This window comes from Anaerococcus sp. AGMB09787 (assembly GCF_022808955.1).
Lineage (GTDB): Bacteria > Bacillota > Clostridia > Tissierellales > Peptoniphilaceae > Anaerococcus.
In genome coordinates, this window is the sequence record NZ_JAKZEY010000053.1 from 26,735 (window position 1) to 51,920 (window position 25,186).

Here is a 25,186-nt window from a genome sequence, read left to right on the forward strand (position 1 = left end):
CTTAATACACGCTTAACGCTTATAACTTTAATAGCTTTAATAGCAAGCACAGTAAGTGTACGGACACTTACGAAAAAATTAATGGAGCTAACCTTTATGGAATGCTCCATTTTTTAATTTTTACCTTGTTAGGGAGAACCCTAAGACCCCGAAATATATTTTATAAAGGAGAATAAAATGGCAAATAGATTTAGAAATGAAAGAATAGAAATAAAGCTAACTAAAGAAGAAAAGGAAATTTTCGAAAAGAAAATGAAACTTGCTAATTGTAAAACTATGTCCCACTTTCTTAGAAAGTGCGTATTAGAAAAAGAAATTTATGTAGTAGATTTAGAACCATTTAGAAACCTACAATGGTTACTTTCAAATGCTACGAATAATATAAACCAGATTGCAAAAGCTACTAATACAACTGGTGTTATTTACAAGAATGAAATTGAATCAATGAATAAACAGATAGAAAAATTATCAAAAGAAATATGGCAGATCCATTCCCTACTTCTTAATAAATCAAAAGAAAGTTCTGGTGATTAGTATGGCAATTACAAAAATACATCCTATAAAATCAACTCTAAATTTGGCAATAGATTACATTACTAAGAGTGAAAAAACTGATGAAAAAGTCTTGGTATCTTCATTTAAATGTCATCCATCTACTGCCCATATTCAATTTATAAAAACACGAGAAGATAATGATACTAAAGGTACAGTTTTGGCTAGACATTTAATCCAATCTTTTCTACCAGGAGAGGTTGATCATATAAAAGCTCACGAAATTGGAATGGAATTATGTAAGAAAATTTTAAAAGAAGATTATGAATTTGTTATTGCAACTCATATAGATAGAGGGCATATCCATAACCATATTATTTTTAATAATGTTAATTACAAGACTGGTAAATGCTACCAGTCTAACAAAAAAACTTACCATAAAATCAGGTATCAAAGTGACGAATTATGTAAAGAAAATAATCTTTCAGTCATTGATGAATATTATGAAGCTTACAAAAGAAAATATAAAACTGCTGGTAAATCCTGGTATGAATATGACCAAAACAAGAAAGGCAATTCTTGGAAGTCTAAACTACAATTTGATATAGATAGAGTGATTAATAAGTCTAACTCGTGGGAAGAATTTTTAGAAAATATGGAATCTCTTGATTATGAAATTAAGTTTGGTAAACACATTGCTTTTCGTCATAAAGATAAGCAAAGATTTACAAGAACTAAGACTATCGGGGAAGATTATACCGAAGAAAAAATCAAAGAAAGAATAGATTTAGCTATTAAAAATAAAGCTAATCCTATTAAAAAAAGAGTAGGAAATGTTATTGATATATCTACTAATAAAAAAGCTCAATCCTATAAAGGCTACGAAGTCTGGGCAAGAAAACATAATATCAAAACAATGGCTGACTCGATAATTAAGCTTAGAGAGCAAGGAATTAATTCAATCAACCAACTCGATGACTTAATCAAAAAATCTGCTGATGATAGACAAGATTTATTAGATAAAATAAAGAAAATTGTAACTGAAATGAAGAGTTTATCCCAGGATATGGAAAATATAAATATCATAAATAAGTATCGTGAAATCTATAAATACCACAAGAAAAATCCTAATGATAAGCAATTTTCAGAAGAATATTATAGTGAGCTTTCCATCTACAAAATAGCTGCTAAAGAAATCTTAGAAAACTATAAAAAACTACCAAACACAAAAGAAATACTATCAAACCTCGATAAATTGCAAGAAAAAAAGAACACCCTTATGCAAGAGTATTCTTTGAATAAAGAACAATTTTCTGACCTAGTTCAGTATAGGAAAAACTATGAAAATTACTATGGAAAGGAAGTGGAGAGGTAACATCTTCACTTCTTGTTCTTATATCTTTTTACTATTTTCGATTTCTCTAAAAGAATCCCAAAAATATCTAATCAATGTTATGCTAGCACCCACAGAAAGTTCTACATGCTTTTTACTCAAAGCTTTAAAATTCATTTCTCTTCCATGTCCACTTCCATAATGATTTCTAAGATCGTTAATTCCTGAAGCAAGTCCATTTAAACTCCCTATAATTTGCCTTACTATTTTGTCTTCAGTTTCATCAATTATCATGCTTTCATTTGGAATTTTTAAACATCTAAAGGTTTCTTTAACTAATTGTGTTAATTTTAAGTTATCTTTTTTATTCTCTCCTAAATTATTACAAATTTCCTTACAACAACTTTCAAGTAATTCCTTTGATTTTCCTATTGCTTCTGTGGGTTTTAAAACTAAATATAAAACTAATGGAAAATCATATAAAGGATATATGGAATTTAAAAAAGGGACATCTTGTAAATATAGACTTCAAATATCTATTGATCTTGCTATTCAAAAGTCTAATAGCTATGATAATTTTTTAAAAACTATGGAAGAATATGGATACGAAATCAAATTAGGCAAGTACCTATCTTTTCGTCATAAAGAGCAAGGAGAAAAAGGACGATTTATTCGTGCTAAAGAAACTACTCTTGGAAAAGATTATACCAATGAAAAGATCAAGGAAAGAATCAAGAATAATATAAATAAAAAGTTCGTAAAAATTGATTTTGATTCTTCTACGAAAGCATACAAAAAAGTTGACAATCTAATAGACTTAAAAATAATAAAAAGATACAATCTTCTAAAGCTTATGAAATATGGGCAAAGAAGCACAATATGAATACTATGGCTGACACTTTAAATCAACTCAGAAAGTATGGGCTGACATATAATATAGGTCTAGAAAATAAAATTCAAAAAGAAGCCATTAGAAGACATAAAACTTTATATAAAATTAAGGATATAGAAAAAGATTTGAACGAAATCTATACTGTAATTGAAGCTTTAAACACTTTTAATGTGAATAAATCTATTTACGAGATCTATAAATCAAACTCTAAAGCTAAAGAATTTTATGATGAATATAAAAGTAAAAAAGATGTCCTTATGGTAGAATATTTCAATAAGAACATCTTGATATATGACTTGACCAAATTAAGGAAAAATACTAATAAATATATTGATAATGAATTGAATTATTGGGGTGGAGAGTTTTCTATCTGCATCCATAAAGAATTTTCATAATTTTGCAACAGCACCTTTTACTTCAAGTCCTGTCTTCTAAATATGATTTTTGATAATAATAAGAAAAAAAATAATAGCATTATGCCACTCACAAAAGATATAATTTCATTAAATCCATTCATATCAGCATATAGAATATCCCTTATTTGTTGAATTGGAATATAGTTTAATATAAAAATCTTATCAAATAATCCCATAGGCTTTCCATATGCTATTAATAATGCAAATGAAAAAATATATACTATAGATAATGATAATGATCTTGCGATATCTTTAAAAACAAATATAAAGAATACGCAAACTGAATACATTGCACTATTTAATATTATTGAAAAGAATGCTATTTTAACAATATGTACAATATTCAAGTATAAATTTAAATCATATCCAAGACTTAACCCCATTCTAATACATCCAGCTATAGGATATACCAATATCATTAGGTTATAAGCAAACATATAAACAATTATTTTGCTCCAGAAAATACTACTTCTGGAGTTTCCTATATAAACATCATTATTAACCGTTCTATTTTTAAATTCTGCTCCCATAATTGATGTAATAATTATTGTAACTAAAATTACAATTACAGTTGAATCATAAACCATTGCATCTATCACGACACCATTCTTAATACAACAAACTTTTTAGAGTGAATACAATTTAACATATATAATAAGAAAAGTTTTGTAAGTGAATAGGATTTAAAGGCACAAAAATAAGAGCCTTTCGGCTCCTATTATCTTTACCCTATAAATTGTAATTTGTTGCCCTCTTTATAATTTTGATATCCAATTATTTTGTCATCAAATGTTAGAAATGTTTTATCTTTGATATTTTTCTTTTTGTCTTATAACATAATTACTAATATTTTTATCATAATCTGGATATAAATAATTTAAACATTGTGCCACTTCTTTTGATACCATTCTAAAAATTCCCATACATAATTCTAAAGATTTCCACATTTCTGTATATGACCCCATATTATATGTAGCAAGAATTTTCTTCCATAATTCAGGTGAAATATATCGTTCTAAAAATTTATAGTTTTTTCCTAGACTAAAACTATAACCTTGCTCTATTCCAACCTTCCATGAAATCATTCGCAGTAATTCCATACGCACAATATTATTTAAATGGTCGATTGCAAATAAAATTTCCTTTCGACATAATCCTTTCACTACATATGTTACAGTATTCCAAAATTCATTACAGCAATCATCAAAAGAACGTGCTGTCGGATGTTCTATATAATAATCTTCATCTGTAGGTACTGGTATATTAGTAACACGATTATCCTTATCTAATAATAATTTTACTAATTTATCCCAAGTAAAATATTCATCTAAAACTTCTAATGGCAATAATGTCAAATCTATTTTAACTCCGTCCCAAAATAACATAAGATATGAATACCCTTTTTCTTCTTTTGGAAACAATTCCATATCCTCGGGTTTTTGCATAATAAGTCTCTCTCCAAAAACATTAAGCCACTCATCACTATTAATAAAACTCTGCATGTCTGTGACAAAAAAAGTAATATCATAATCTTGAAAATCATCTGGTATAATATTAATATTTGTTCTTGAACCTTCTAAAGTAACCACCCTAATTCTATCATCTGCTTTAGCAAAATTAAGTATAGTATCATATATTTGTTTCTCTGTTCTCATTTTCATATCAACTCACTTTTAAAATTATTATTACTTATATTATAACAGAAAAAAGTAAATTTTCTATTGCCTTAGATTTACCTTAAACATAAAATTATTCTTTAAATTTAACCTTGTATCTATTTTATATTTTTTCCTTTTTGGATTTCCATCAATCCTATAAATGCTATTATTTTTAATATCATAGCTTACAGACCAAATTGTATTAGCATCCTTTCTCTATCATAATCACATCTAAACAGTACAAAAATCTTTTTGATTTCTAAATACTTATCCATATCATCAACTACTTAACAAATTGTAATTTAGCGAATAGTAACTTAATTTTCTTTTTTATTAAACATATGGCGTACTTTATCTATTCGATTATTTGGTCTACGTGATTGAATAACTGGTTCACAAGTAGCAATTTGATAATCTTTTAATTCTGTCAAAAAAACTGCTTGCCCATTTGTATATAGAGTTAAAGTATTACGATATTCATTAATACAACGTACAGGAATATGTCCTGTAAAAATAATTTCATCATTTTTTGATTGACTAGTTTCAATTATTGCACAATGTTTTTGTGCATCATTATATGCACGAGAAAGGTATCCCTGTGGTGTAAAAAGTATAAACGAAAGATATGGCTCTAATAATTGCGTTCCCGCTTTTTTCAATGTTTGTTCAAGTACAATTGGGGCAAGAAAACGAAAATCCGAGGGAGTACTAACAGGGCTATAATAAACACCATATTCAAAACATATTTTACAATCTGTTACTTCCCAGCCATACAAACCTTGCTCCAGTCCATAATTAATACCTTCTCTTACTGCATTTTGGAAACTTTGATTTAAATAACCGAGTGAAACTTTGCTTTCGTACTGTATTCCACTGCCAATTGGAAGTGGAGTTATTGATAATCCAATTGATGCCCAAAATGGATTTGGTGGTACTTCAATATGAATAGTATAATCTGCCTTTTGTAATGGCTTTTCCAAATAAATTACGGTTGGATCTTCGATTCTTATGTTTATGTGATATTTTTCAATCAACAGAGAACAGATAACTTCTAACTGCACTGTTCCTAAAAAAGAAATGACGATTTCATGTGTTATCGTATCAACACAATAACGTAAAAGAGGATCAGTATCTGCAATTTCTGTAAGAGCATCCAATAATTTTTCTCTCTCTTCTATTTTTATCGGTTCAATTCTTGTTCGTAGTATTGGTGCAGTATTGTCATTCCATACATTGCATGGCAAAATCTTTTCATTTCCTATAATATCGTTCAATCTTAATGTATTGTTAGGTATAATAAAAATATCTCCAGAACAAACTATTTTTGTCTGTATCATTTCCCCATTTGAAGGAATATATATTTCTGTAAGTTTCACTTTCTTTTTTTCTGGCAATATAATTGTATCTCGTAAGTGTAATGTTCCACTGTAAAGACGCAAATAAACTAATCTTTGCTTATGGTCTGTATATTCAATTTTAAAAACTCTTCCACATAGTTCTGAACCATTCTCATTCATTTCAGAACAAAAAAGATTTGAAATAGCTTCAATGAGTTGTTGAGTCCCTATATTATTTCTAGCACTTCCATGGTATATAGGAAACAACGAACCTTTTTTAACACACCTATATTCTTCATACGTTAATTCCTGTATAGTCAATTTTTCTCCTGCAATATATTTTTTTAAAAGTTTATCATTTCTGGAAATTACAGGATCCCAATCATCTAAATCAATAATATTTTTAATTGATATTTCTGGAGTTAATGTTACATTTTGCATAACAATAATATCATTTGAAAGTTTTTCTTTGATATTTTGATAAATATTATTTAAGTTAATTCCATCCTGATCTATTTTATTTATAAAAATAATTGTTGGTATATTCATTTTTTGAAGTGCATGGAATAGTATTCGAGTTTGTGCTTGTACACCATCTTTAGCAGAAATTACTAAAATAGCTCCATCAAGAACAGATAAGGAACGATACACTTCTGTTATAAAATCTGTATGTCCAGGAGTATCTACAATATTGATTTTGTAGTCATTCCAATTAAAAGAAGTAACTGCTGCCTGAATTGTGATTCCACGCTGACGTTCTAAAAACATAGTATCTGTCCTTGTTGTTCCCTTATCTACACTGCCTAATTCTAAAATCGCTCCACTTGTATAAAGTAGACTTTCCGTTAAGGTCGTCTTTCCTGCATCTACATGAGCAAGAATACCAATGTTGATTATTTTCATGGAACTTCCCTCCCTACAAATTTATCTTTTAACTTAAAATCAATATTTGCTAATTTTTTTCTTTTAAACTATTCTCAAAATCAATTATCCACTTTTCTAATGTTTCTACTAATGCTAATTGTTGTTTGAACATTTGTTTTCCAACATTAGGAATATGTTGTCTATGAGATTGTCTTTCATTTAGTAATTCTTTTAATTCTAATATCTTTGATTTTATATTAGAAACAAGAATCTGTTTTTGTTCATCATCTACTAAATCTAAATTCGTAATAATAATATTAAAATCCAAATATAGACTAACATCATAATTTGAAATATCATTCATAAGTCTATTAAAATAATCATTACCTTTGTCAGTAATAGTATATACTGCTTTATCTGGCATATTTACCTCTTTCTCTTTATGGCTAACAATATATTCTTTTGATTCTAATTGTAATACTTTCTTATAAATAGACTGTTCACTAATTCTTACCCATCTTGGTATATTACGATATTCTATATTTTTTTAATATCATAAGCACTTTGTGATTTTTGTTTAATAAGTCCTAATAATACCAAATCTATATTTGACATAATCTCTACTCCTTACTTAATATAATCTGTAACGCCAAGTCTATTTCCAAATGGATCTTCAAACTCGACTGCATTACCAGTTCCAATTTTAAAAGGCTCACTCAAAAATTTTATACCATTATTCAACATTTCTTTATAGAAGATTGCAACATCTTCTACTTCAAACCATATTGTAGGCTTTAAATTCTCAAATTTATTTTTGTCTTTTAAAATTATTGCAGGTTCTTCATTTCCAATATTATAAGCAACCATTCCCTTATCAGAAAAATCAAATTTCTTTTTTAACCCCAATATTTCCTCATAATATCTTTTTGCTTCTTCCATATTATCTACAGCTGGAACTTCTATTTTAAATTCTACAAATGATTCATCTAGTTCATTTTGATTATTGTAAAAATCAAAATCAAATTTTCCACCATATTCTTTTAAATTCGATCTTAGAATTTTCAAACCTATATTTCCTTCTAACAATTTTTCTTCGTTTTCTAAATAATCTCCATAATTTTTTATTGTAAGATGAATTTTATCGTTTACCATTTTAAGAGTAATGTCCGTACTATAACCTTTTGAATGTTTTAGTGCATTTATTAATAATTCATTGATACATTTGTAAATCAATTCAGCATAAGGACTGGGTAAATCTATATTTCTATCACATTCAAATTCTATAAGCATTTCATTATCTAAATACATATTTTCTATATCAACTATAAGTCTGCTATATGCGTCATATAAAGAGTTATAATCATTTAACATTGGATTAAATGAATTTATTTCATGACGAATCAAGTCGTTTAACTTATCCAGATTTTCTATAATGTATTTTTTGCCAGATCCTGAAAGATTATCTTCTATCCACCTTCTTATAGCTATTATAATCTGTAGAATGTCATCATGTAAAAATGTCTGTATCCTTAGAGTATTTAGTTTTTCAATTTCTAAATTTCTATGTTTTTCAACATAATAGTTATCCAACATCTCCTCAAAAGTTATATGATTGGATTTTTTATGTTTTTCGAACAAGCTAAATTCCACTAAAAACATAAAAAAACTTAAAGAAAATAGTATCACTCCTGAAAAAGATAATAATATAAAATAGAGCATCAAAGACAAAATTATAAATTCAGGAAATATTTTTTTCAAAGAACGGGAGAAAAATAATAAACCGCTTTTGATTTTTGTCTTACCGATTCTGTACAGCAATATAGATTCTATGAAGATACATGTAAACAGCTGATACTCACTTATAGAAAGAAGACCCTCAGCTTCATACTTCTTGTATATGAAAAAAGCTGTTATAAATAAAGTTTGCAATATTATAATTGTCTTACTTTCATATTTTCGAATATTTTTATCCTTTGAATATAATATGATTGGAGTCAATAATAAAATAATCACAACATAATTAAATATTGAAGATGCCAAATAAGTATTAAAGTTCATCATTATTATTGATATGATAATCCCCATCGTTGTAATTAATGGGATAAACTTATTTCTACTCGATGAGCTTAAAAGATTGAAACTTGCAAATAGTATCAAGCTATAGATTAATAGTTCGATATACTTTCCTATCGAAAGATTTCTTAATATTAAATCTTGTAAAAACATGAAAATAATAAATAATTCAACTACTAAGCTATGAGTCAATATATAATTTTTTTCAGAATTTAACACATATACAATATAAGCTATAAAATTTATAATACTTAGTAAAAATACTATTACAATTCCCATATCTAATGAATACTGATATCTTATGAATGGTGCTATGGGAATAAACAGAACAGCTTGCAGTAAAATATGGATAATTAAAATTAAATTTTGTTTTTTCATCCTGCCCTCCTTTTAAAATTTAAACCAGATAATCTTTATCTATATACAGTTTCATTTTCTTAACTCCTAAAAAGATCCATTAAAATTATACATGAGATTCTGGTATTAATTATAAATTTTAATATATTGTGAATATTTTGTTTTTCTATTTTAACTTCAGCTTTTAATACTATTATAGACGTATTAAGATATATTTACAGCTAACTTTTGCGTATCATAACCAGCGAAATTATATGACGTCATTATACAATCTGTTTCAATATGACAAAAAAATAAAGGCAGTCCGAAGACTGCCGATATTTACCTCTCTGCACCTTTGCTATGGTCTTTCGTATTAGATTTAGTTTTATCGTCTGTCTTAAAGCTTTTTATTTGCCCTAATATGGACTTTTTATCTTTATCTTGACTCTTTACTTGTTCTTTTGCTTTTAAGAGCTTAGAAGATAAAATACGGACATTTTTATGTTCTTTCCCGTTGTTGTCAATGCTTGTTTTTACTTGTCCAAATATTTTAACAAAATCTCCTTGCTTTAAGTTCTCTAAATCTTTTGTCTTATCTCCATAGGCTGAACAATTGGTATAAACTTTATTACCATCGTCATCTTTACAAACAAGAGAAAAGTTGCTTACCTTGAACTTTTCCCCATTTGCATTTTCTCTTTCAAGATTTTCTACTTTGCCAGCTATATTACCCACGAGATTTATGAGGTCATCTTTTTCTTCAAGTTCATTGGTATTTTCAATGAGTTTTCCTTGTTCTTTCATATCATCAATCATATAGTCAAAGTCATCACTTAGTAGACCTGTTGTATCATTGTTCATATATAAGACATAGACTTCTTCAAGTGCCTTTTCATCAGTAACACCCTTTTCTATGTTTACAAGTGCTTTTATAAAATCCTTGTAGTTATTATTCATCATTTCTTCTAAGTTTTCTCTAATATCTTTGTATTCCATAATTTCCTCCTTGCAATGAATAAGGAGAGCCTTTCGCCCTCCTCTACCTTTCTTGTCCTTTTTCACTTTTTTCTTGGTTTTTATCTTTTTCTTCTTCTGATTTGTATTTGGATATTTGTCCCAATATCGATGGTTTCTCTTCTCTTGCGTGAAGATTATTCTCTACATCATAAGTTGATTCAAAGTAATCACTATCTTTAAAATCATTGTCATACCTATCTGGTATTCCATCATTATCAAGATCTTTTGCTAGCGGGTCATAGAAGTTTCCGTCATCATCTATTTCTAGTCCTAGAGCTTGTTTCAAATCTTCTTCATCTACTGATACCAGATCATCAAAACTTGACATCTTTATGGCTTCGGTCATATCTTTAATAGCTTGTGAGTTAGATATATCTTCCTCTACAAAAGATTCTGTTCTAATAGCTACATTATCTACATACTGAGTCCATGTTTTTTCTTCCAAATTTACCTCATATTGAATAGAGTGCTTCCCATCTGGTGTCTCTGTATAGGCAAGTCCTATATGACTTAAATCGGGGTATAATTTGTCAAAGTCTTCATAGCTATTAGATTCTGAAAACTCATAGTTAGAATAATCAACTATCGCCCTCTTTAAATCTTCTAATAATGGTGATTGATTTTCTAATTCCTCTACTTCTCCCATATCTAAAAGTTTATTAATTTCAGCTAGTCTTAGTGTCTTATCCCTTAACTCATCTGCTTTTTCAAATGGTTTAGTTAATTCTACTTTTGCATTTTCTAAAGATTCTTTATAATTTTCAAGGTTTTGATTTAACCTTTCAAGTCTTGAAGGCATTTTTTCAATTGCATTATCAAGCCTTGTTATATTGCCATCAGTAGAGTTTGAAAACTCCCCGAAATATTCTGCTTTTCCTAGAAGTTTAAAGGTATGAGTATTAGTCATAAAGTTATATGAAACTTGTAAGTCTAAATTTCTATATTTACCAATGACCTTGCTATCATTTATCTTTACTTTTTTTATTTCTTCTAATAGCTTCTCTCCAGCTTCTTTCTTATCTAAAATTTTATTTGTCCCAAGACTGATTGAAGTGAATTTGCTATCTCCTTCTCCTAATTTCTCAACACTTGCAATATCTTCTTTAACTGCTTGTATTTCCATTTCAGTTTTTAAAATACTTTGAGGATAAATTTTATTTACCTTATCTTCAAGTTTGTATTTATTAGACTTGTAGTTTGCTTCCAGCATTTTTAGTTTTGTAACTTCATTATCTAAATCCATTTTTTCTTTAATTAAAGGATTTCCAGTAGCTAAAGCCTTAATTTCTGAATAAGATAGGCTTGCCTCATCAACATCTTCTGCAACTCTTACTGGAGTTTTTGAAGTCATAATTTGAGAAATGAATTTTTGCTTATTCTCTATTGTCTGCCACAAATAGGCATCGAAGGTATTTTCTGTTACATATCTAAAGATATTTACCTTATCATTTTCATTACCTTGACGAACAATTCTACCACTTCTTTGCTCTAGGTCAGACGGTCTCCAAGGGACGTCTAAATCATGTAAGGCTATTAGTTTATTTTGTACATTAGTACCTGCTCCCATTTTTAATAATACTCTTACTTCCCCTCTTCTTACCTTAGAGAATAATTCATCTTTTTGTTTGTCTGTATCTGCTTCGTGGATAAAGGCTATTTCTTCTTTAGGTATTCCCATATTCACTAGCTTATTTCTAATATCATCATAGATATTAAATTCTCCATCTCCTTTTGGTGTGGACATATCTGAAAACACTAATTGAGTCGACGAATTTTCTTTTGTCTTATCCCAGATCGAAAAGATATTTTTTACACATACATTTACCTTTGAATTAGGATCATCTGGAAGTAGTGGATTTATTAATCTTTGATCAAGGGCAAGTTTTTTACCATCATTTGTAATCTTTAGCATATTATCTTCTGTTGGTTCTACTTGGTTATTTCTAACTGCGTCTGCTCTTTCTGAAATAGCTTCTAATATTTCTTTTTGTTCCTCGGTAGGTTTTGTTTTAATAACTTCAAAATTTGCTTCTGGTACTGGCAAATTTAACATGTCTGATGTCTTTATATCTGCTACTTCTTTAAACATAGACATCAATTCTGGCAAGTTATAAAACTTTGAAAATCTTGTCTTTTGCCTATATCCAGTGCCTTCTGGGGATAATTCAAATGTGTTTTCTGTTTCTCCAAAAGTAGAAGCCCAGGCATCAAAATGTTCTAATCCTCTTGCCTTTAAATCGTCATATTGAAGGTATCTTTGCATAGTATAAAGCTCTGTCATTGAATTTGATATTGGTGTACCAGTAGCAAAAACAACTCCCTTTCCATCTGTCATTTCATCCATATACCTACATTTCATATACATATCCGAAGACTTAAAGGCTTCACTTTGACCGATACCCGCAACATTTCTCATCTTTGTATGCAAAAATAAGTTTTTGTAATTATGAGCTTCGTCTATAAATAACTTATCTACTCCTAGTTCTTCAAAGGTTATTACATCATCTTTTTTAAAGTCATCATTTAGTTTTTCAAGTCTTACCAGGAGTTTCTTCTTTGTCTTTTCTAGTTGTTTTACTGTGAAATTTTCTCCTCTATTTCTTTTATTCTCATCAATAAAGGAAACTATATCATCTATTTGGTCTTGTATATGTCTTACCTGGTATTCCTTAGACATTGGTATTTTTTCAAATTGAGAGTGTCCTATGATGACTGCATCATATTCTCCTGTTGCAATCCTACCAATAAATCTTTTTCTATTTTTTGGTTGAAAGTCTTTTTTATCGGCCACCATAATATTTGCTGACGGATATAATTGCATGAACTCTCTACCAATTTGAGTAGTTAGATGGTTAGGAACTACAAATAATGACTTACTTGCAAGTCCTAACTTTTTAGATTCCATAGCAGAAGCTACCATTTCAAAAGTTTTTCCTGCTCCTACTACATGGGCAAGTAGTGTATTTCCACCATAAAGAGTCCTTGCTATGACGTTTTTCTGATGTTCTCGAAGTCTGATTTCAGTATTCATTCCATCAAAAGTTAAGTTAGAGCCATCAAATTCTCTATTTCTAATTGAATTGAATTTTTCATTATAAATCTTTTCTAGCCTATATCTTCTATCAGGATCTTCAAATATCCAATTCTTAAATTCTTCTTTAATCAGTTCTTGCTTTTGACTTGCAAGCATGGTTTCTTTTTTGTTTAATACAGATGTCTTAGAACCATCATCATTTATTACTTGGTCAAATACCTTTGTATCTTTTAGATTAAGAGCATTTTCAATTAGCTTATAGGCATTTACTCTACTTGTACCATAAGTCATGTTAGCAAGGTCATTAGTTGAGTCAACACTTTTACCTTCAATATTCCATTCACTTGTGCGTGGCGAGAACCTAACATTTATATTCCACCTATCATAACCAGGTGTTTTTAAAAGATTAAAGGTAAAATCTTCTATATCTTTTTGAGGTATCCAAGTTGCTCCTAACCTTACATTTATATCAGAGGCAGTTAGTTCTTCAGGCATAACTTCTTGTAATTTCTCTCTTTGGTATTTGAGTTTTCCTAACTCGTTTAATAATGTGTCTTTCTTTTCAGAAGGTGCTAAATCTATTACATTTTCAATTTCTCCAATATATGAATTGAGATAGCCAATCTTTTCTCTAATGTTTCCACTTAAATACTCGTCTGCCGATACATATGAAAAATGAAATGAATCGTCATTGTCAAAGTTTTCAAATGGCATTCTGTTATTTATTAAGTCTGTGTCCTTAATGTCTAAAAATATCTCGCCCTCAAGTTCAACAATTAAGGTGTTCCTATCTTTACTTGTGATAGATTCCATATATTCAAAATCTACATATCCTTTTTGTGAAACAGATAAGACTAAGGCTTCAAGGGAAGTATCCACATGGTCTACTACTTTTGCCTTTGTTATTGTTCTTTTTGAAAATATATCACTCTTAGCTTTGAAATTATCCTCATCATCAAGTATTTCTATTGATGAAACCAGTGGAAAGTTTGAGTCTTCCTTTAAGGCTCTAGTATTTGATAAGGAGTTAATAAAGCCATGTTTCTTTGAAAAGTTATCATAGACTTCATTTAACTTTGCTTGTGATTCTTTTATTTCTTCATCAGAAAAATCGTCCTTTTGTTTTTCTATTACATCTTTTAAAGCATTCATTACATCAAGATAATCTTTTATCTTTTCTTTGTTTTTATCTGATATATTCTGCTTAATTAAGACTGAGTTTTCTCTTAGGTAGACTTCTTCATCAATAATAGTGTAGGAAAAATTTTTAACATCATCTGTTGCTGGAAGACTTAATTCTTCATCTTCCAATAGTTCGACCTCTTCATATTTTGAATTTGAAGATATTTCCTTACTTGCAAGATCCATTAAGTCTTTTAACTTTTCATCTTCTTTTTCATCACAAGTAATAGTATTGCCAAATCTTCCAGATACTTCTTTCATATCCCCTAATACCATTTGAGGATTATCTACAAAGTATTTATTATAAGTCAAACCCTTTTTATCAGTTGCTAGATGAATCCAATCATCATCTCTTTCTATAACTGAATCTCTCTTTTTTAAGAAAATAATATCTGAAGTAACTTCTGTACCAGCAAGTCCTTTAAATGTTGTATTAGGTAGCCTCATAGCTCCTAAAAATTCACACCTTGCATTAATATATTTTCTAACAGATTCATCTTTTTTATCCATAGTTCCAGATGAGGTTATGAAGGCAACAATTCCTCCATTTCTTACCTTATCTATTGACTTTGCAAAAAAATAATCGTGAATCAGAAAGTTATTTCTGTTATATTCACGATCGTTTACTTTAAAATCTCCAAAGGGAACATTTCCTATTACCAAGTCAAAGAAATTATTTGAGAAGTTTGTTTCTTCAAAACCTTTAATTTGAATATTAGCTTCAGGATAAAGCTCTCTTGCTATTCTTCCACTAAGGCTATCTTTTTCTACTCCATATACTTTAGAGCCTTGTATTTCACTTGGCATATTACCAATGAAGTTACCAACTCCTGCAGATGGTTCAAGGATATTCCCAGTCTTAAAACCCATATCTGTTAGGGTCTTATATATCCCATCCATTACCTCTCTAGGTGTATAAAACGATGTTAAAGTAGACTCTTTAGCATTCAAATACTCTTCATTCGTTAAATTTTCTTTTAAAATATTTCTTGCTTCAAGCCATTGTCCTCCTTTTTCTTCATCGAAGACATCGGAAAGACCTCCCCAACCCAGATAATCAGCAAGATAAGCTTGTTCATACTCTCTTGGACTCCTATTTTCATTTTCAAGTCTTTTTAGCATTTTAATAGCTTTGATATTTTTATCTAGCTTTTCTGAGGGTGTTAGGTATTCTGAGTAAATATGATTTTTCAAGTCATAATTTCTAGCAAAACTTAGTCTCTCTTTATTAGGTTCATAGCCTAGATCCTTTAAATCTTCTTTACCTCTCAATAAGTTTTCGGCTGATTGTCTTGGTACATTATACCTATCCATCATTTGGTCAATTTCAGGATTGTAGTTATCAATAAAGCTTTCTTGCTCTACTTGTCTTTCAATTTGATTTTCATGCTCAGATAACTTGTATATTTCATAATCTCCACTATCTAAAAGGTCATCAATCTTTCTACTTTCTTCAAATGTTTCACCCTTATATAAAGGAAATTCTTCTCCATTAACTTCTACCTTAGTTCCTGTTTCAATTAAGTTAATTCCATCAAAGGTATTTTCATCTTCTAAAATAAATTCCTTACCAACCTTTACTGCTAGTTTTTCTGATGTTTGACTTAGATTTTCAAATATTTCTTCAAGGTATGAATCGTTTCTATATGGAATTACTTCCGAACCCCTAATCATACCTCCCATATATTCCATATTATCTCTAATGGTTACAGTTTTAAGTCCTCCACTTAGTTCATCAAAATCTGTAATGGTGAAGTCCTTATCTTTATATCTAACCTGATCACCTATCTTAAATTTAGGTTCTATCTTTTTCTTAATTTCTTCTTGTAATGATTTTTCCTCACTTAGTGCAACTTGTTCTTCTAAATATGAAAATTCACGCTCATTTACTTCTTCACCATCACCAAGGTAAATCCTATAATGTTCGACAACTTCGCCGTCTACATAGTGGTCAAAATAAAATTTGAAATATCCGATATAATCATCAGTCATTTCTCCAAATTCATTTTCTCCAAGAGTTTGATTATGGTCTTTAACATCAATATCCTTTTGTCTTAGGACATTTATTAATTCTTTAGTTACTATCTGCCCACTATAATCGGGAACTAATTCATGGTTTTCATTAAATTCTACAATCCAGTAATCTTTTCTATTTTCATTGTTTTTGTCATCAAAAAAAGAAGCTTCATCAGCTTCCTTTTCTTGACTTATTTCATTTTCTAAGCTTCCACGTATTCCTTGATTGCCATTCTCTTCACTGTTGCCATCAAGTTGTTCATCTGTCCTTGGTATTCCTCTGGATTCTCTCTTTTCATCTTCTCTGTCAATCCTTGTGCTTTCATCATCTTGACTTTCTCTCTCTTGATAAAGTCCACTGCCTGATTCTGAATTCCCTTCAGATGGTTCAAAAGTGTTTTCTCCTCGTACATTTTCTGAAGTTTCTTCCAGTTCTCCATGTCCTCGCTCCCTACTAGGTAAGACAGTCTTAGAACTGCGTATGTTGGATTCGGAAATCTCTCCATAAATTCCAGATCCTTCTCCATCATATCCAAGGTTTTCTCTTCGATCTTCATCGCTATTTCCTCTGTCGCTTCCATCTGTGAAAACTCGTCCATCTCTACTTCTTGACCTATCATCTCGTCTATATAAATCATCTTGACCTCCTCTATCTTCATTTATATTTTCTGTATCTCTATTATAGTCGGCAGCGGACCTTTCTGTCAGCAGCCTAGCTCGATCCATTTCCTTAGATTTTTCTATTGTTCTATCTATAATATCTTCGCTAACCCTTGATATTACAAGACCTATCTGTTCTAAAGAAATTGTATTAATCCTAGAAAAATTATTTTTTAAATTTTCCATATCCATAGGATAGACTGTATTAAACCTATTAGCTACCGCATAGGATATTGAGTCTCTCATAAACTTTTCAAAACTCAGTCTATCCTCTATATCTATTCTCAAATCAGCAAGAGCCAAGCTAATATATTCATCTCCATAAATTCGACTTAAAGAAAATATATTTTCATTAAGTGAATCACTAGCTTCAAATGAAGAAGCATTTATTATTTCTTTTAAAGCCTCTTTATGATTTTTGTGATCAAACTGCCATAAGCTAACCTCATTAATATTCCTATCCATTGATGTGGTCTGGCTAATATCAAAAATATATGACACTCTTTGATTTATATCACTTCCAACTAAAATTGGAGTACCCTTTTGACCTCTCATAACAACTCGACCAAAATATTTTTTCCACATATCAAAGGTTGCACAAGCTCTAGCTTCGGGTTCCTTGTTATATATACTTAATTGGCTTGAAAAATCATATTTCTGATTATTGCCTATAACTTTTAAGAGTTTTAAATATTCTTTTTCATCTTGCAAAACTTCATACTTAATTGCTTCTTGTATATTCTTAAAATCATTTACTTGCATTTCCTACCTCCATTCTATGAATTTCTTTTATAATAGCCATTAAAATATCGACCACAATAGAATTGCCGGCCTGCTTATATAGTTTACTTGAAGTGCAATTTTTTCTTCTTGGATGTACTTTCTCTAATTTGTCAATATCACTATCATCAAAACCCATGAGTCTTAGGCATTCTCTTTCTGTTAAATACCTGTAATGACCATTTCCAATATCTATTATTCCAGAATTTGGTACTCTCACCTGTTTTGTAGAAATAGTATAAGAAAAATCTTTAATCACTTTTAGTCGCCCTCTAAAACTGTTATCTATGCCTTTATTTAAAAATTTCAGCATATAAGGTTGGGTCATTGTATAAAGTTCACTTACATCCTTTTCTAAAAATTCACTTAGTGGTCTTGTTTCTTTCCTCTCCAATTTATTAAAAGAAAAGTTATTTGCTCCAAAACATGAAACAACAAATATCCTTTCTCTTTTTTGAGGTATCCCAAAGTCCATTGCATTTAATATTTCATACTTGCTTTCATATCCAAGGTCTTCTAACTCCTTTAGATAAATAAAAAAGGAGTCCCTCATATTTCTATCAAGGACTCCCTTTACATTTTCCCAAATTATCCATTTAGGTTTTTCTTTCATTTCTTTAATTATTCTAATTGTTTCAAATACTAAGCTTGATCTAGTTCCTGAATTCTTTACTCCTCCCTGTTTTTTCCCAATTCTTGAAAAGTCTTGGCAAGGACTTCCATGCATAACTAAGTCTATCTTCTCATGAGGTGCTTTATATCCTAATACTGATTTCTCTTTATAATCTTCTCCATAAAGTGCGTTGTACGATTTAACACAAGCCTTATCTATTTCTACATAATCAACTACTTCATAAGGTATCTTTAAATTAATAAAAGCCTTTCTAATAGCACCTATGCCACCGAAAAGCTCTAATATTTTTACCTTATTCATTTAGATTATTCTTGTACCTATCTACAAGCTCCCTTATACTATCTTCTATTTCTCTTAAAAAGTCTTCTTTATCTACTTCGCCAGAGCTAATCTTTGCAAGTTTCATTTCCCATTCAGATGTTGTTTCTGCTGATTTAAACTTATCCTCTACAATCGATACAAGTCTATTTCCTTTTTCTGTTACAAGTAAATTTTTCTTATCTCTTCTTATAAGGTCCTTATGGATAAGATTTTCAATAATTCCTGCTCTTGTAGCTGGTGTTCCTAAGCCTTTTCTTTCTACTTCTATGTCTTTATCCAGTGATTCAATCCCTGCATTCTCCATAGCCTTTAAAAGTGTATCTTCATTATAATGACTTGTAGCTTTGGTGAATTTCTGAGATATATTTTTAGAAGTTAGTTTAATTTTATCTCCAGTCTTTATATCTGGTAATTCATTTTCTTGTTTTTCTTTTCCATAGCTCTTTAGATACTTTGTATAACCCTCATCGATTACGGTCTTGCCACTTGCATTAAAGTTAAACTTGTCATATTCATATCTGATTTTTCTACTAGATTCCCTTAAGTTATCCGAACATGAAGCAAGTAATTTATTCTTAATTAGATTATAGATTTTGCTTTCTTTATCAGATAAATCTTTGGCTTTTCCAATGCCTGATATAGTAGGAATAATTGCATAGTGGTCTGTAACTTTAGATGAATTAAAAATAGACTTAAAGTTTGATTCATTGATTTTGAAATCTTCTTCAAGTCCTTCTAATAATTCTTTCATAGTACTAACCATATCATCGGTTAAATACCTGCTATCTGTTCTTGGATATGTGATTAGCTTTTTTTCATACAGACCTTGTGCCAGATTTAAAGTGTCATTTGCTGAATATCCAAAATATTTATTTGCTTCTCTTTGTAAGGTAGTTAGATCATAAGGCTTATCTGGTTTTGTGCTTATTTCTTTATCTTCTACCTCTGTAATAACTATTTCATCTTCTAACAGATTTAATAGTTGTTCTGCAACTTCAATTTTATCAATCCTATCTGATACAAGTTTTAATCCTTCATAAGATAGGTCAACTGTATAATATTTTTGCTTCTTAAATAGGTTTATTTCACTATCCCTTTTAGCTATTAAATATAGAGTTGGTGTTTGTACTCTACCAACTGAATATGTTTCCTTGTAAATGCAAGAATAAAGCCTACTTAAATTCATTCCCACCAGCCAATCCGCAATTGCTCTTGCACTTGCTGATCTATATAAGTCTTCAAAATTTTCTCCGTTTTTAAGATTTCTAAAGCCATCTTCAATAGCTTTGTTTTCCATTGAAGATATCCAAAGTCTTTGAATCTTCTTCTTACATTTAGCTTGATTATATACAAGCCTAAAAATAAGTTCTCCCTCTCTTCCAGCATCACAAGCATTTATAACTGTGTCGATATTCTTATCGTTTAAAAGTTTCTTTAAAACTCCATATTGTTTCTTAGTACTTTTAGATACTTCATAAATATATTCTTCTGGAATTATAGGAAGAGTGTCTATCGTCCATTTCTTCCATTTTTCATCTATCTTATCTGGTCTTGCCATTTGAATTAAATGACCTACACACCAAGAAACAATGTATCCATTCCCCTCATAATATCCGTTTTTTATTGTTCTTGCGTGGGTTACTTTTGCAATTGTAACCGCTACACTTGGCTTTTCTGCTATTACTAATTTCATTAATACCTCCATAAATAAAAAAAGAGCGAAAGATTTCTCTCTCGCTCAAAGTTTTTCTCCCGAATATTGTATTATTTTCGGGAGAATTCTACTTATTAATTTCTTTTTCTAGTTCTTTAAGAACTTTTATAATCTCTTCAAATTTTGGATAGTCTCCATAAATCATTTCTGACATAGCCTTATAATCTTTTTCTATTTCAGAAAATCGGTATTTTCTTGGGACTAATTTTAATCTACCATCTAATGCTTCTTCATACCTTGCCCACTTCCTAGGATAAAACTTCATTTTGAATTCAGTTACTTTCTTTAATAACTCCTTATCCTCTAAGGCTCTGTCTTTGAAATCTGAATTTGCTATTTTATATAAGTCATAAAAGTGTCTTGCATACCTATGTGGCATAGGAGAAGATTCTGGTCTATTTGCTTCGTGATGAAGTATTGTTGCCTTTTCCCAAAAAGTTCTCTCTACTGATACTGTTCTTATATTAGTTTTTTCTTTAAAAACATTTGGATAGGCTTCTCCAATTATTGGCAGGATTTCCACTTCAATTGCAGGTGTCCATGCTGCAAGACTTCCTATTTCAAGCCTTATATTTTGTGTTAAATAATTAGATTCAAAAATTTTAGGATATTTACATAAAATTGTTTGTGGATCAAGACTATCAACCCAAAACTCAAAGTCCATGTCATTTAAATCTTCTTCTAAAATTTTTACAAATTCATCTCTTAAAAATTCTTCTGTCTTTTCATTAACTGCTTTGTTGAATTTATCTTGCTTGGTATTTGATCTTTCTATCCATGGTTCTTTTTCTTCGTAACCTAATACTCGCCAATCTAAGATTAAATCTATATCTTCAGAAAATCTTTCAATGAGTCCAAAACATTTTGAAAGTGATGTTCCACCTTTAAAGGTTAAATAACCTTTCCATTTGTTTTCATTAAATAGATAGTCTAAGATAAAAGTAACCCAATAGTCTTTTTCAATTACTGCTTCAGATATATTTTTCTTTCTGGCTGTATTTACTATTAAAACTCTTAAATCGTCCTTGTTCCCTATATAAAACTTATTCATTTTCACCCTCACAAATTTCCCTTATTACTTCATATATCCATGATGGAACTGATTTTGATTCGTTCGCTAGATCTATTCTTTCTTTTTCAGTTAAATTTTCTCTTATCTTTTGTATAACTTCATTAGTTATATTTTCTTTACCTAAAGACTTAATTGCTTGAATAACTGTTGCAGTCTTTAAGGACATATTGGCAATTTCTCCTGGATTTACTTTTTTAAATTCTAAAATGGTATCTCCAATTTTATATTCTTTGTATCTTCCACTAGATATATATTTATAGTGAGTTGGTACTTGTGTTGAAAGTCCTAATAAGTTTAAGGCTGTACTATTATATGGTGCAATATTCCAATTGTATTTTCTTGCTATAGCAAGTGCTAATTCGTGAATTGATACTTCTTCGTACTCTCCAATTAATTCACTATATCTTGGATTGTAATAAAAGCCATCAATGACACGCTTGATTTTATCTTCATCTGATAATCTTTTTAATATTTGTCTAACCGTAGCATTAGATGCAATATCTAAAAAGTCATTTGCAAAAAATACTTTATGTGAGTCAAAATCATTTATTTTATCTGATATTATTTCCATGTATGAACTCATTACAATTCTCCTTTGTCACGGATACTATATCATATTCGTGACAAAAATTCAATTGTACTTAAATTTAATATCCTTATAATAATTTATCGTCTTCATCTAAAGATTCTTCGTGACTTTCTTCATTGTCAGATTCATCTTCTGACTCACTAATATAATCCTCATCATCTTCTTCAAAGTCTTCCAACATTTTATCTTCCTTAGCTTTGACTACCTTAAAATAATATCCTGCTCCTACAACTCCTCCAATTACAAGTGCAACAATTAGAAATGAACCTATTCCGCTTTTCTTTTCTTCTTTTACTGGAACAGTCTTAGGTTCTTCTTTTTTTACTTCCTCTTTCTTAGGTTCTTCAACCTTTATAGTATTTTTGTCTTCTGATTCAATCATATTAAGTAGGTCTTGCTCTCCTACTTCTGTTAATAGCCTTACATTATCTTGATTTGATGAGTGATCCACTATTAGGTGCATAGTTTTTCCACTTTTAGTTTGAAATGTTAAAAATTGTCTTACATCTACTGGATTTTCTTTATCTTTTTCTGTGTCTCCACTTGGTGTAATATCTTTTCCATTCCTATCTACATTTTCAATTACTGAACCTCTTGCCTTATTTTCCTGTGTTGCTAGACTATTTACTGCCTTTGTATTACCACCTTTTACAAGTGGTGTTTTCTTAGGAGGATTATTTGAAGGCATGTTTGATTCACTTGTATTTCCTGGTATTCTTGGAACATCTTGATAAGGAATTTCTTCTTTTGATGGTGTAAAAACATCATCTTTCAACATTTTTTCAAATTCTTCTTTTTGTGGTTCATAGATTGATTCGTTTTGACTTTCAATCTGTCCTTCATTTGTCATCGCAAATGTAGCTTTTGGTACTGTAAATGTAAAAAGGAGTAACGCTATGGCTACTCCTCGTTTAATGCTCTTATTCATTTTTCTATCCTTTCTTATTTTACATTTTTAAATACATAGACTGCTTTTCTAGTATTGTCCCATTCTATTGTTTGGTTTTTACCATCTTTGATATCTCCATGACTTGCTCCAAAAGCTTTGGCAATATTTGAAATTGAAGCATGAATTCTTCCATTTATAATCACTGGCTTAACATCTGAATTGTAGACCTTTCCATCTGAATCTTTCATAACACCAGTATCAATATTTAGTCTTAATGTCTTTTTAGCTAAGATATTATTCTCTTTATTTGAGAAAATGGCTTCACGAGTAGAGTTGTCATACTCAACATTAAAACCTAGAGTATAAGCAATATATCTTACTGGAATCATAGTTCTTCCTTGGTCTACATAAGTTTTTACATCCATATAGACTGTTGTCTTACCATCTTTGTTAATAATGTTATAGAAGTTTTTGTCTACTTGGAAAACTGCGAATTCTTTTTCATCTTTAACTTGTTTTTTGCCTTGTTGTTCCTCTTGCTTTTCCATCTTGCTAAGATCAAATTGATTTAGGATATTCTTGTCATCAGCTTTCAAAAGTTTATCCCACTTCTTATCTTGAGATTTCTTATCTTCTTTCTTTTCTTTGTTTTCTTTTTGGAGTTTTAGAAGTTCATCTAATTTTTTAGATAGGTCCTGGTTTAGATTTTTATCTTTTTCATCTTTGGCTTGTTTCTCAAGTTCTTCTTTTGCTTTTTTATTTGCTTCCTCGATTAACTTCTTTGCTTCTTCAATTTTTTTATCTAATTCTTCTTTTAACTTTTTAATTTCTTCTTCAGAAGATTTTTGTTTTTCTTCTAATTCTTTAATCTTCTCTTCTAATTCTTTTTTTGTATTTTCAGAAGTTTCTTTTAAACTATCAATAGCCTTTTGAAGCTCTTCAATTTTCTTGCAACATTCTGACTTAGAATTTTCTGTTTCTTTCTTTTTAGACTCTAGGTCTTTTATCTTAGTATCTTTTTCATCAAGAGCTTTTTCCAAACCTTTAATTTTATTATCTTTATCCTCAATTTCTTTAGTCTTTTTTGCAAGTTCTCCTTTTAAAGACTCGAGTTTTTCTTGAATTTCTTTGATTTTATTTTCGTTTTTATCGGTCTTTTCTTTCTCAGCTTCTAACTCCCATTTTGTAGATGAATAATCTTCTTTTAGTTTTGCATTTTCATCTTGCAATCTTTTTAATTCATCTTTAAGCTGAGTAATTTCTGCTATTAGTTCATCATTATTAGAACTTTTAAGATTCTCAATTTCTTTATTCAATTGAGCAATCTTATTGTCTTTTTCTCTAATCTCTTCTTCTAACTTAGCTTTTTCTTGTTTTAGTTTCTCTCCATTATCTTTGCAAGATTCTAGCTTTTCCTTTAATTCATCTATCTTTGATTGGTCTTCTTGTTTCTTTTCATTTAAGTCTTTGATTTGATCTTCTAAATCACTAATTTTACTTATAGAACTTTCTATCACTTTTTTACTACCATCTGTATCATCTGCTTTAGCTAGTACATTAGTAGTTGAAGTTGATGTTAAAACTAATAAAAGAGCCATAAAAAAGGCTCTTAGTCTGTTCGTATTAAATTTCTTCATTATGAATGTTCTCCTTTTCTTTTAATTTTTCTTCTCTTTTTCTATCATTGATTTTCTCCATTAATTCTTCCAAGCTAATATTGTTCCTCCTTAGAGTTACAATTATTTCTTCATTTTCAACTTGTATTTCTTCGTCGCAAATTTCCTTGTATTTTGCATTTAAATCTTTTAATTTCTCTTCTATTTTTTTCTTTTTGTTTCTAATACTAATAAGTTTTCTGTTCACATAATATCTCC

17 protein-coding genes and 2 pseudogenes are annotated in these 25,186 nt (G+C 29.5%); 3 read left to right on the forward strand and 16 right to left on the reverse strand.

What is annotated here, in order from left to right; genetic code table 11:
* The first annotated feature begins 177 nt into the window (after positions 1 to 177).
* On the forward strand, positions 178 to 534 hold the full coding sequence (gene mobC, locus MUN42_RS09510) for a plasmid mobilization relaxosome protein MobC (RefSeq protein ID WP_000013363.1): 357 nt from the start codon (positions 178 to 180) through the stop codon (positions 532 to 534).
* A gap of 1 nt (position 535) precedes the next feature.
* Positions 536 to 1,867: a relaxase/mobilization nuclease domain-containing protein gene (locus tag MUN42_RS09515; protein ID WP_243344610.1), complete on the forward strand. Its 1,332-nt coding sequence runs from the start codon at positions 536 to 538 to the stop codon at positions 1,865 to 1,867.
* Positions 1,868 to 1,885: 18 nt separating this feature from the next.
* Here MUN42_RS09515 and MUN42_RS09870 read toward each other — a convergent pair whose 3' ends face one another.
* Positions 1,886 to 2,317, reverse strand: a complete 432-nt coding sequence (locus MUN42_RS09870; protein WP_222378520.1) for an abortive infection family protein — start codon at positions 2,315 to 2,317, stop codon at positions 1,886 to 1,888.
* On the opposite strand from MUN42_RS09870, the pseudogene MUN42_RS09875 reads away from it, so the two are divergent.
* Positions 2,265 to 3,112 (forward strand): annotated as a pseudogene (locus MUN42_RS09875) (endonuclease); the annotation flags it as partial. The gene MUN42_RS09870 and the pseudogene MUN42_RS09875 overlap by 53 nt on opposite strands.
* Before the next feature lie 17 nt (positions 3,113 to 3,129).
* On the opposite strand, the gene MUN42_RS09535 reads toward MUN42_RS09875, so the two are convergent.
* From MUN42_RS09535 to MUN42_RS09600, 15 genes and pseudogenes are all read right to left on the reverse strand, one after another.
* Positions 3,130 to 3,732, reverse strand: a complete 603-nt coding sequence (locus tag MUN42_RS09535) for an ABC transporter permease (RefSeq protein ID WP_243344613.1) — start codon at positions 3,730 to 3,732, stop codon at positions 3,130 to 3,132.
* 204 nt (positions 3,733 to 3,936) lie between these two features.
* A complete protein-coding gene (locus MUN42_RS09540) occupies positions 3,937 to 4,794 on the reverse strand; it encodes an aminoglycoside nucleotidyltransferase ANT(6)-Ib (protein ID WP_003454325.1) in 858 nt (285 codons plus the stop codon).
* A 314-nt stretch (positions 4,795 to 5,108) separates the two neighbouring features.
* Entirely contained in the window at positions 5,109 to 7,031 is a 1,923-nt protein-coding gene (gene tet(44) / locus MUN42_RS09545) for a tetracycline resistance ribosomal protection protein Tet(44) (protein ID WP_024388620.1), read from the reverse strand.
* A 49-nt stretch (positions 7,032 to 7,080) separates the two neighbouring features.
* Positions 7,081 to 7,533: a PadR family transcriptional regulator gene (locus tag MUN42_RS09550; protein ID WP_347708774.1), complete on the reverse strand. Its 453-nt coding sequence runs from the start codon at positions 7,531 to 7,533 to the stop codon at positions 7,081 to 7,083.
* A gap of 86 nt (positions 7,534 to 7,619) precedes the next feature.
* Complete coding sequence (locus MUN42_RS09880) at positions 7,620 to 7,931, reverse strand: VOC family protein (RefSeq protein ID WP_222378521.1); 312 nt, start codon at positions 7,929 to 7,931, stop codon at positions 7,620 to 7,622.
* Positions 7,932 to 7,943: 12 nt separating this feature from the next.
* Positions 7,944 to 9,443 (reverse strand): annotated as a pseudogene (locus MUN42_RS09555) (hypothetical protein); the annotation flags it as partial.
* Positions 9,444 to 9,743: 300 nt separating this feature from the next.
* On the reverse strand, positions 9,744 to 10,400 hold the full coding sequence (locus MUN42_RS09560; RefSeq protein WP_222378490.1) for a DNA-binding protein: 657 nt from the start codon (positions 10,398 to 10,400) through the stop codon (positions 9,744 to 9,746).
* Positions 10,401 to 10,443: 43 nt separating this feature from the next.
* The gene (locus MUN42_RS09565) at positions 10,444 to 18,075 is read right to left on the reverse strand and encodes a DEAD/DEAH box helicase family protein (RefSeq protein WP_243344615.1); all 7,632 of its coding nucleotides are present in this window, start codon (positions 18,073 to 18,075) and stop codon (positions 10,444 to 10,446) included.
* On the reverse strand, positions 18,062 to 19,027 hold the full coding sequence (gene dcm, locus MUN42_RS09570) for a DNA (cytosine-5-)-methyltransferase (protein WP_222378494.1): 966 nt from the start codon (positions 19,025 to 19,027) through the stop codon (positions 18,062 to 18,064). The genes MUN42_RS09565 and dcm overlap by 14 nt, the downstream gene beginning before the upstream one ends.
* Positions 19,020 to 20,741 (reverse strand): DNA topoisomerase 3, encoded by a 1,722-nt coding sequence (locus tag MUN42_RS09575; protein WP_243344616.1) that lies wholly within the window; start codon positions 20,739 to 20,741, stop codon positions 19,020 to 19,022. The genes dcm and MUN42_RS09575 overlap by 8 nt, the downstream gene beginning before the upstream one ends.
* An 88-nt stretch (positions 20,742 to 20,829) precedes the next feature.
* Entirely contained in the window at positions 20,830 to 21,813 is a 984-nt protein-coding gene (locus MUN42_RS09580; protein WP_222378498.1) for a nucleotidyl transferase AbiEii/AbiGii toxin family protein, read from the reverse strand.
* The gene (locus tag MUN42_RS09585; RefSeq protein WP_222378499.1) at positions 21,806 to 22,417 is read right to left on the reverse strand and encodes a DUF6088 family protein; all 612 of its coding nucleotides are present in this window, start codon (positions 22,415 to 22,417) and stop codon (positions 21,806 to 21,808) included. The genes MUN42_RS09580 and MUN42_RS09585 overlap by 8 nt, the downstream gene beginning before the upstream one ends.
* 73 nt (positions 22,418 to 22,490) lie before the next feature.
* Positions 22,491 to 23,351 carry a CD1107 family mobile element protein gene (locus MUN42_RS09590; protein WP_222378501.1) on the reverse strand — a complete coding sequence of 287 codons (861 nt, stop codon included), beginning with the start codon at positions 23,349 to 23,351 and terminating at the stop codon, positions 22,491 to 22,493.
* Positions 23,352 to 23,365: 14 nt separating this feature from the next.
* Complete coding sequence (locus MUN42_RS09595) at positions 23,366 to 24,949, reverse strand: stalk domain-containing protein (protein ID WP_243344618.1); 1,584 nt, start codon at positions 24,947 to 24,949, stop codon at positions 23,366 to 23,368.
* A complete protein-coding gene (locus tag MUN42_RS09600) occupies positions 24,936 to 25,175 on the reverse strand; it encodes a hypothetical protein (RefSeq protein ID WP_001080402.1) in 240 nt (79 codons plus the stop codon). The genes MUN42_RS09595 and MUN42_RS09600 overlap by 14 nt, the downstream gene beginning before the upstream one ends.
* Positions 25,176 to 25,186 lie beyond the last annotated feature (11 nt).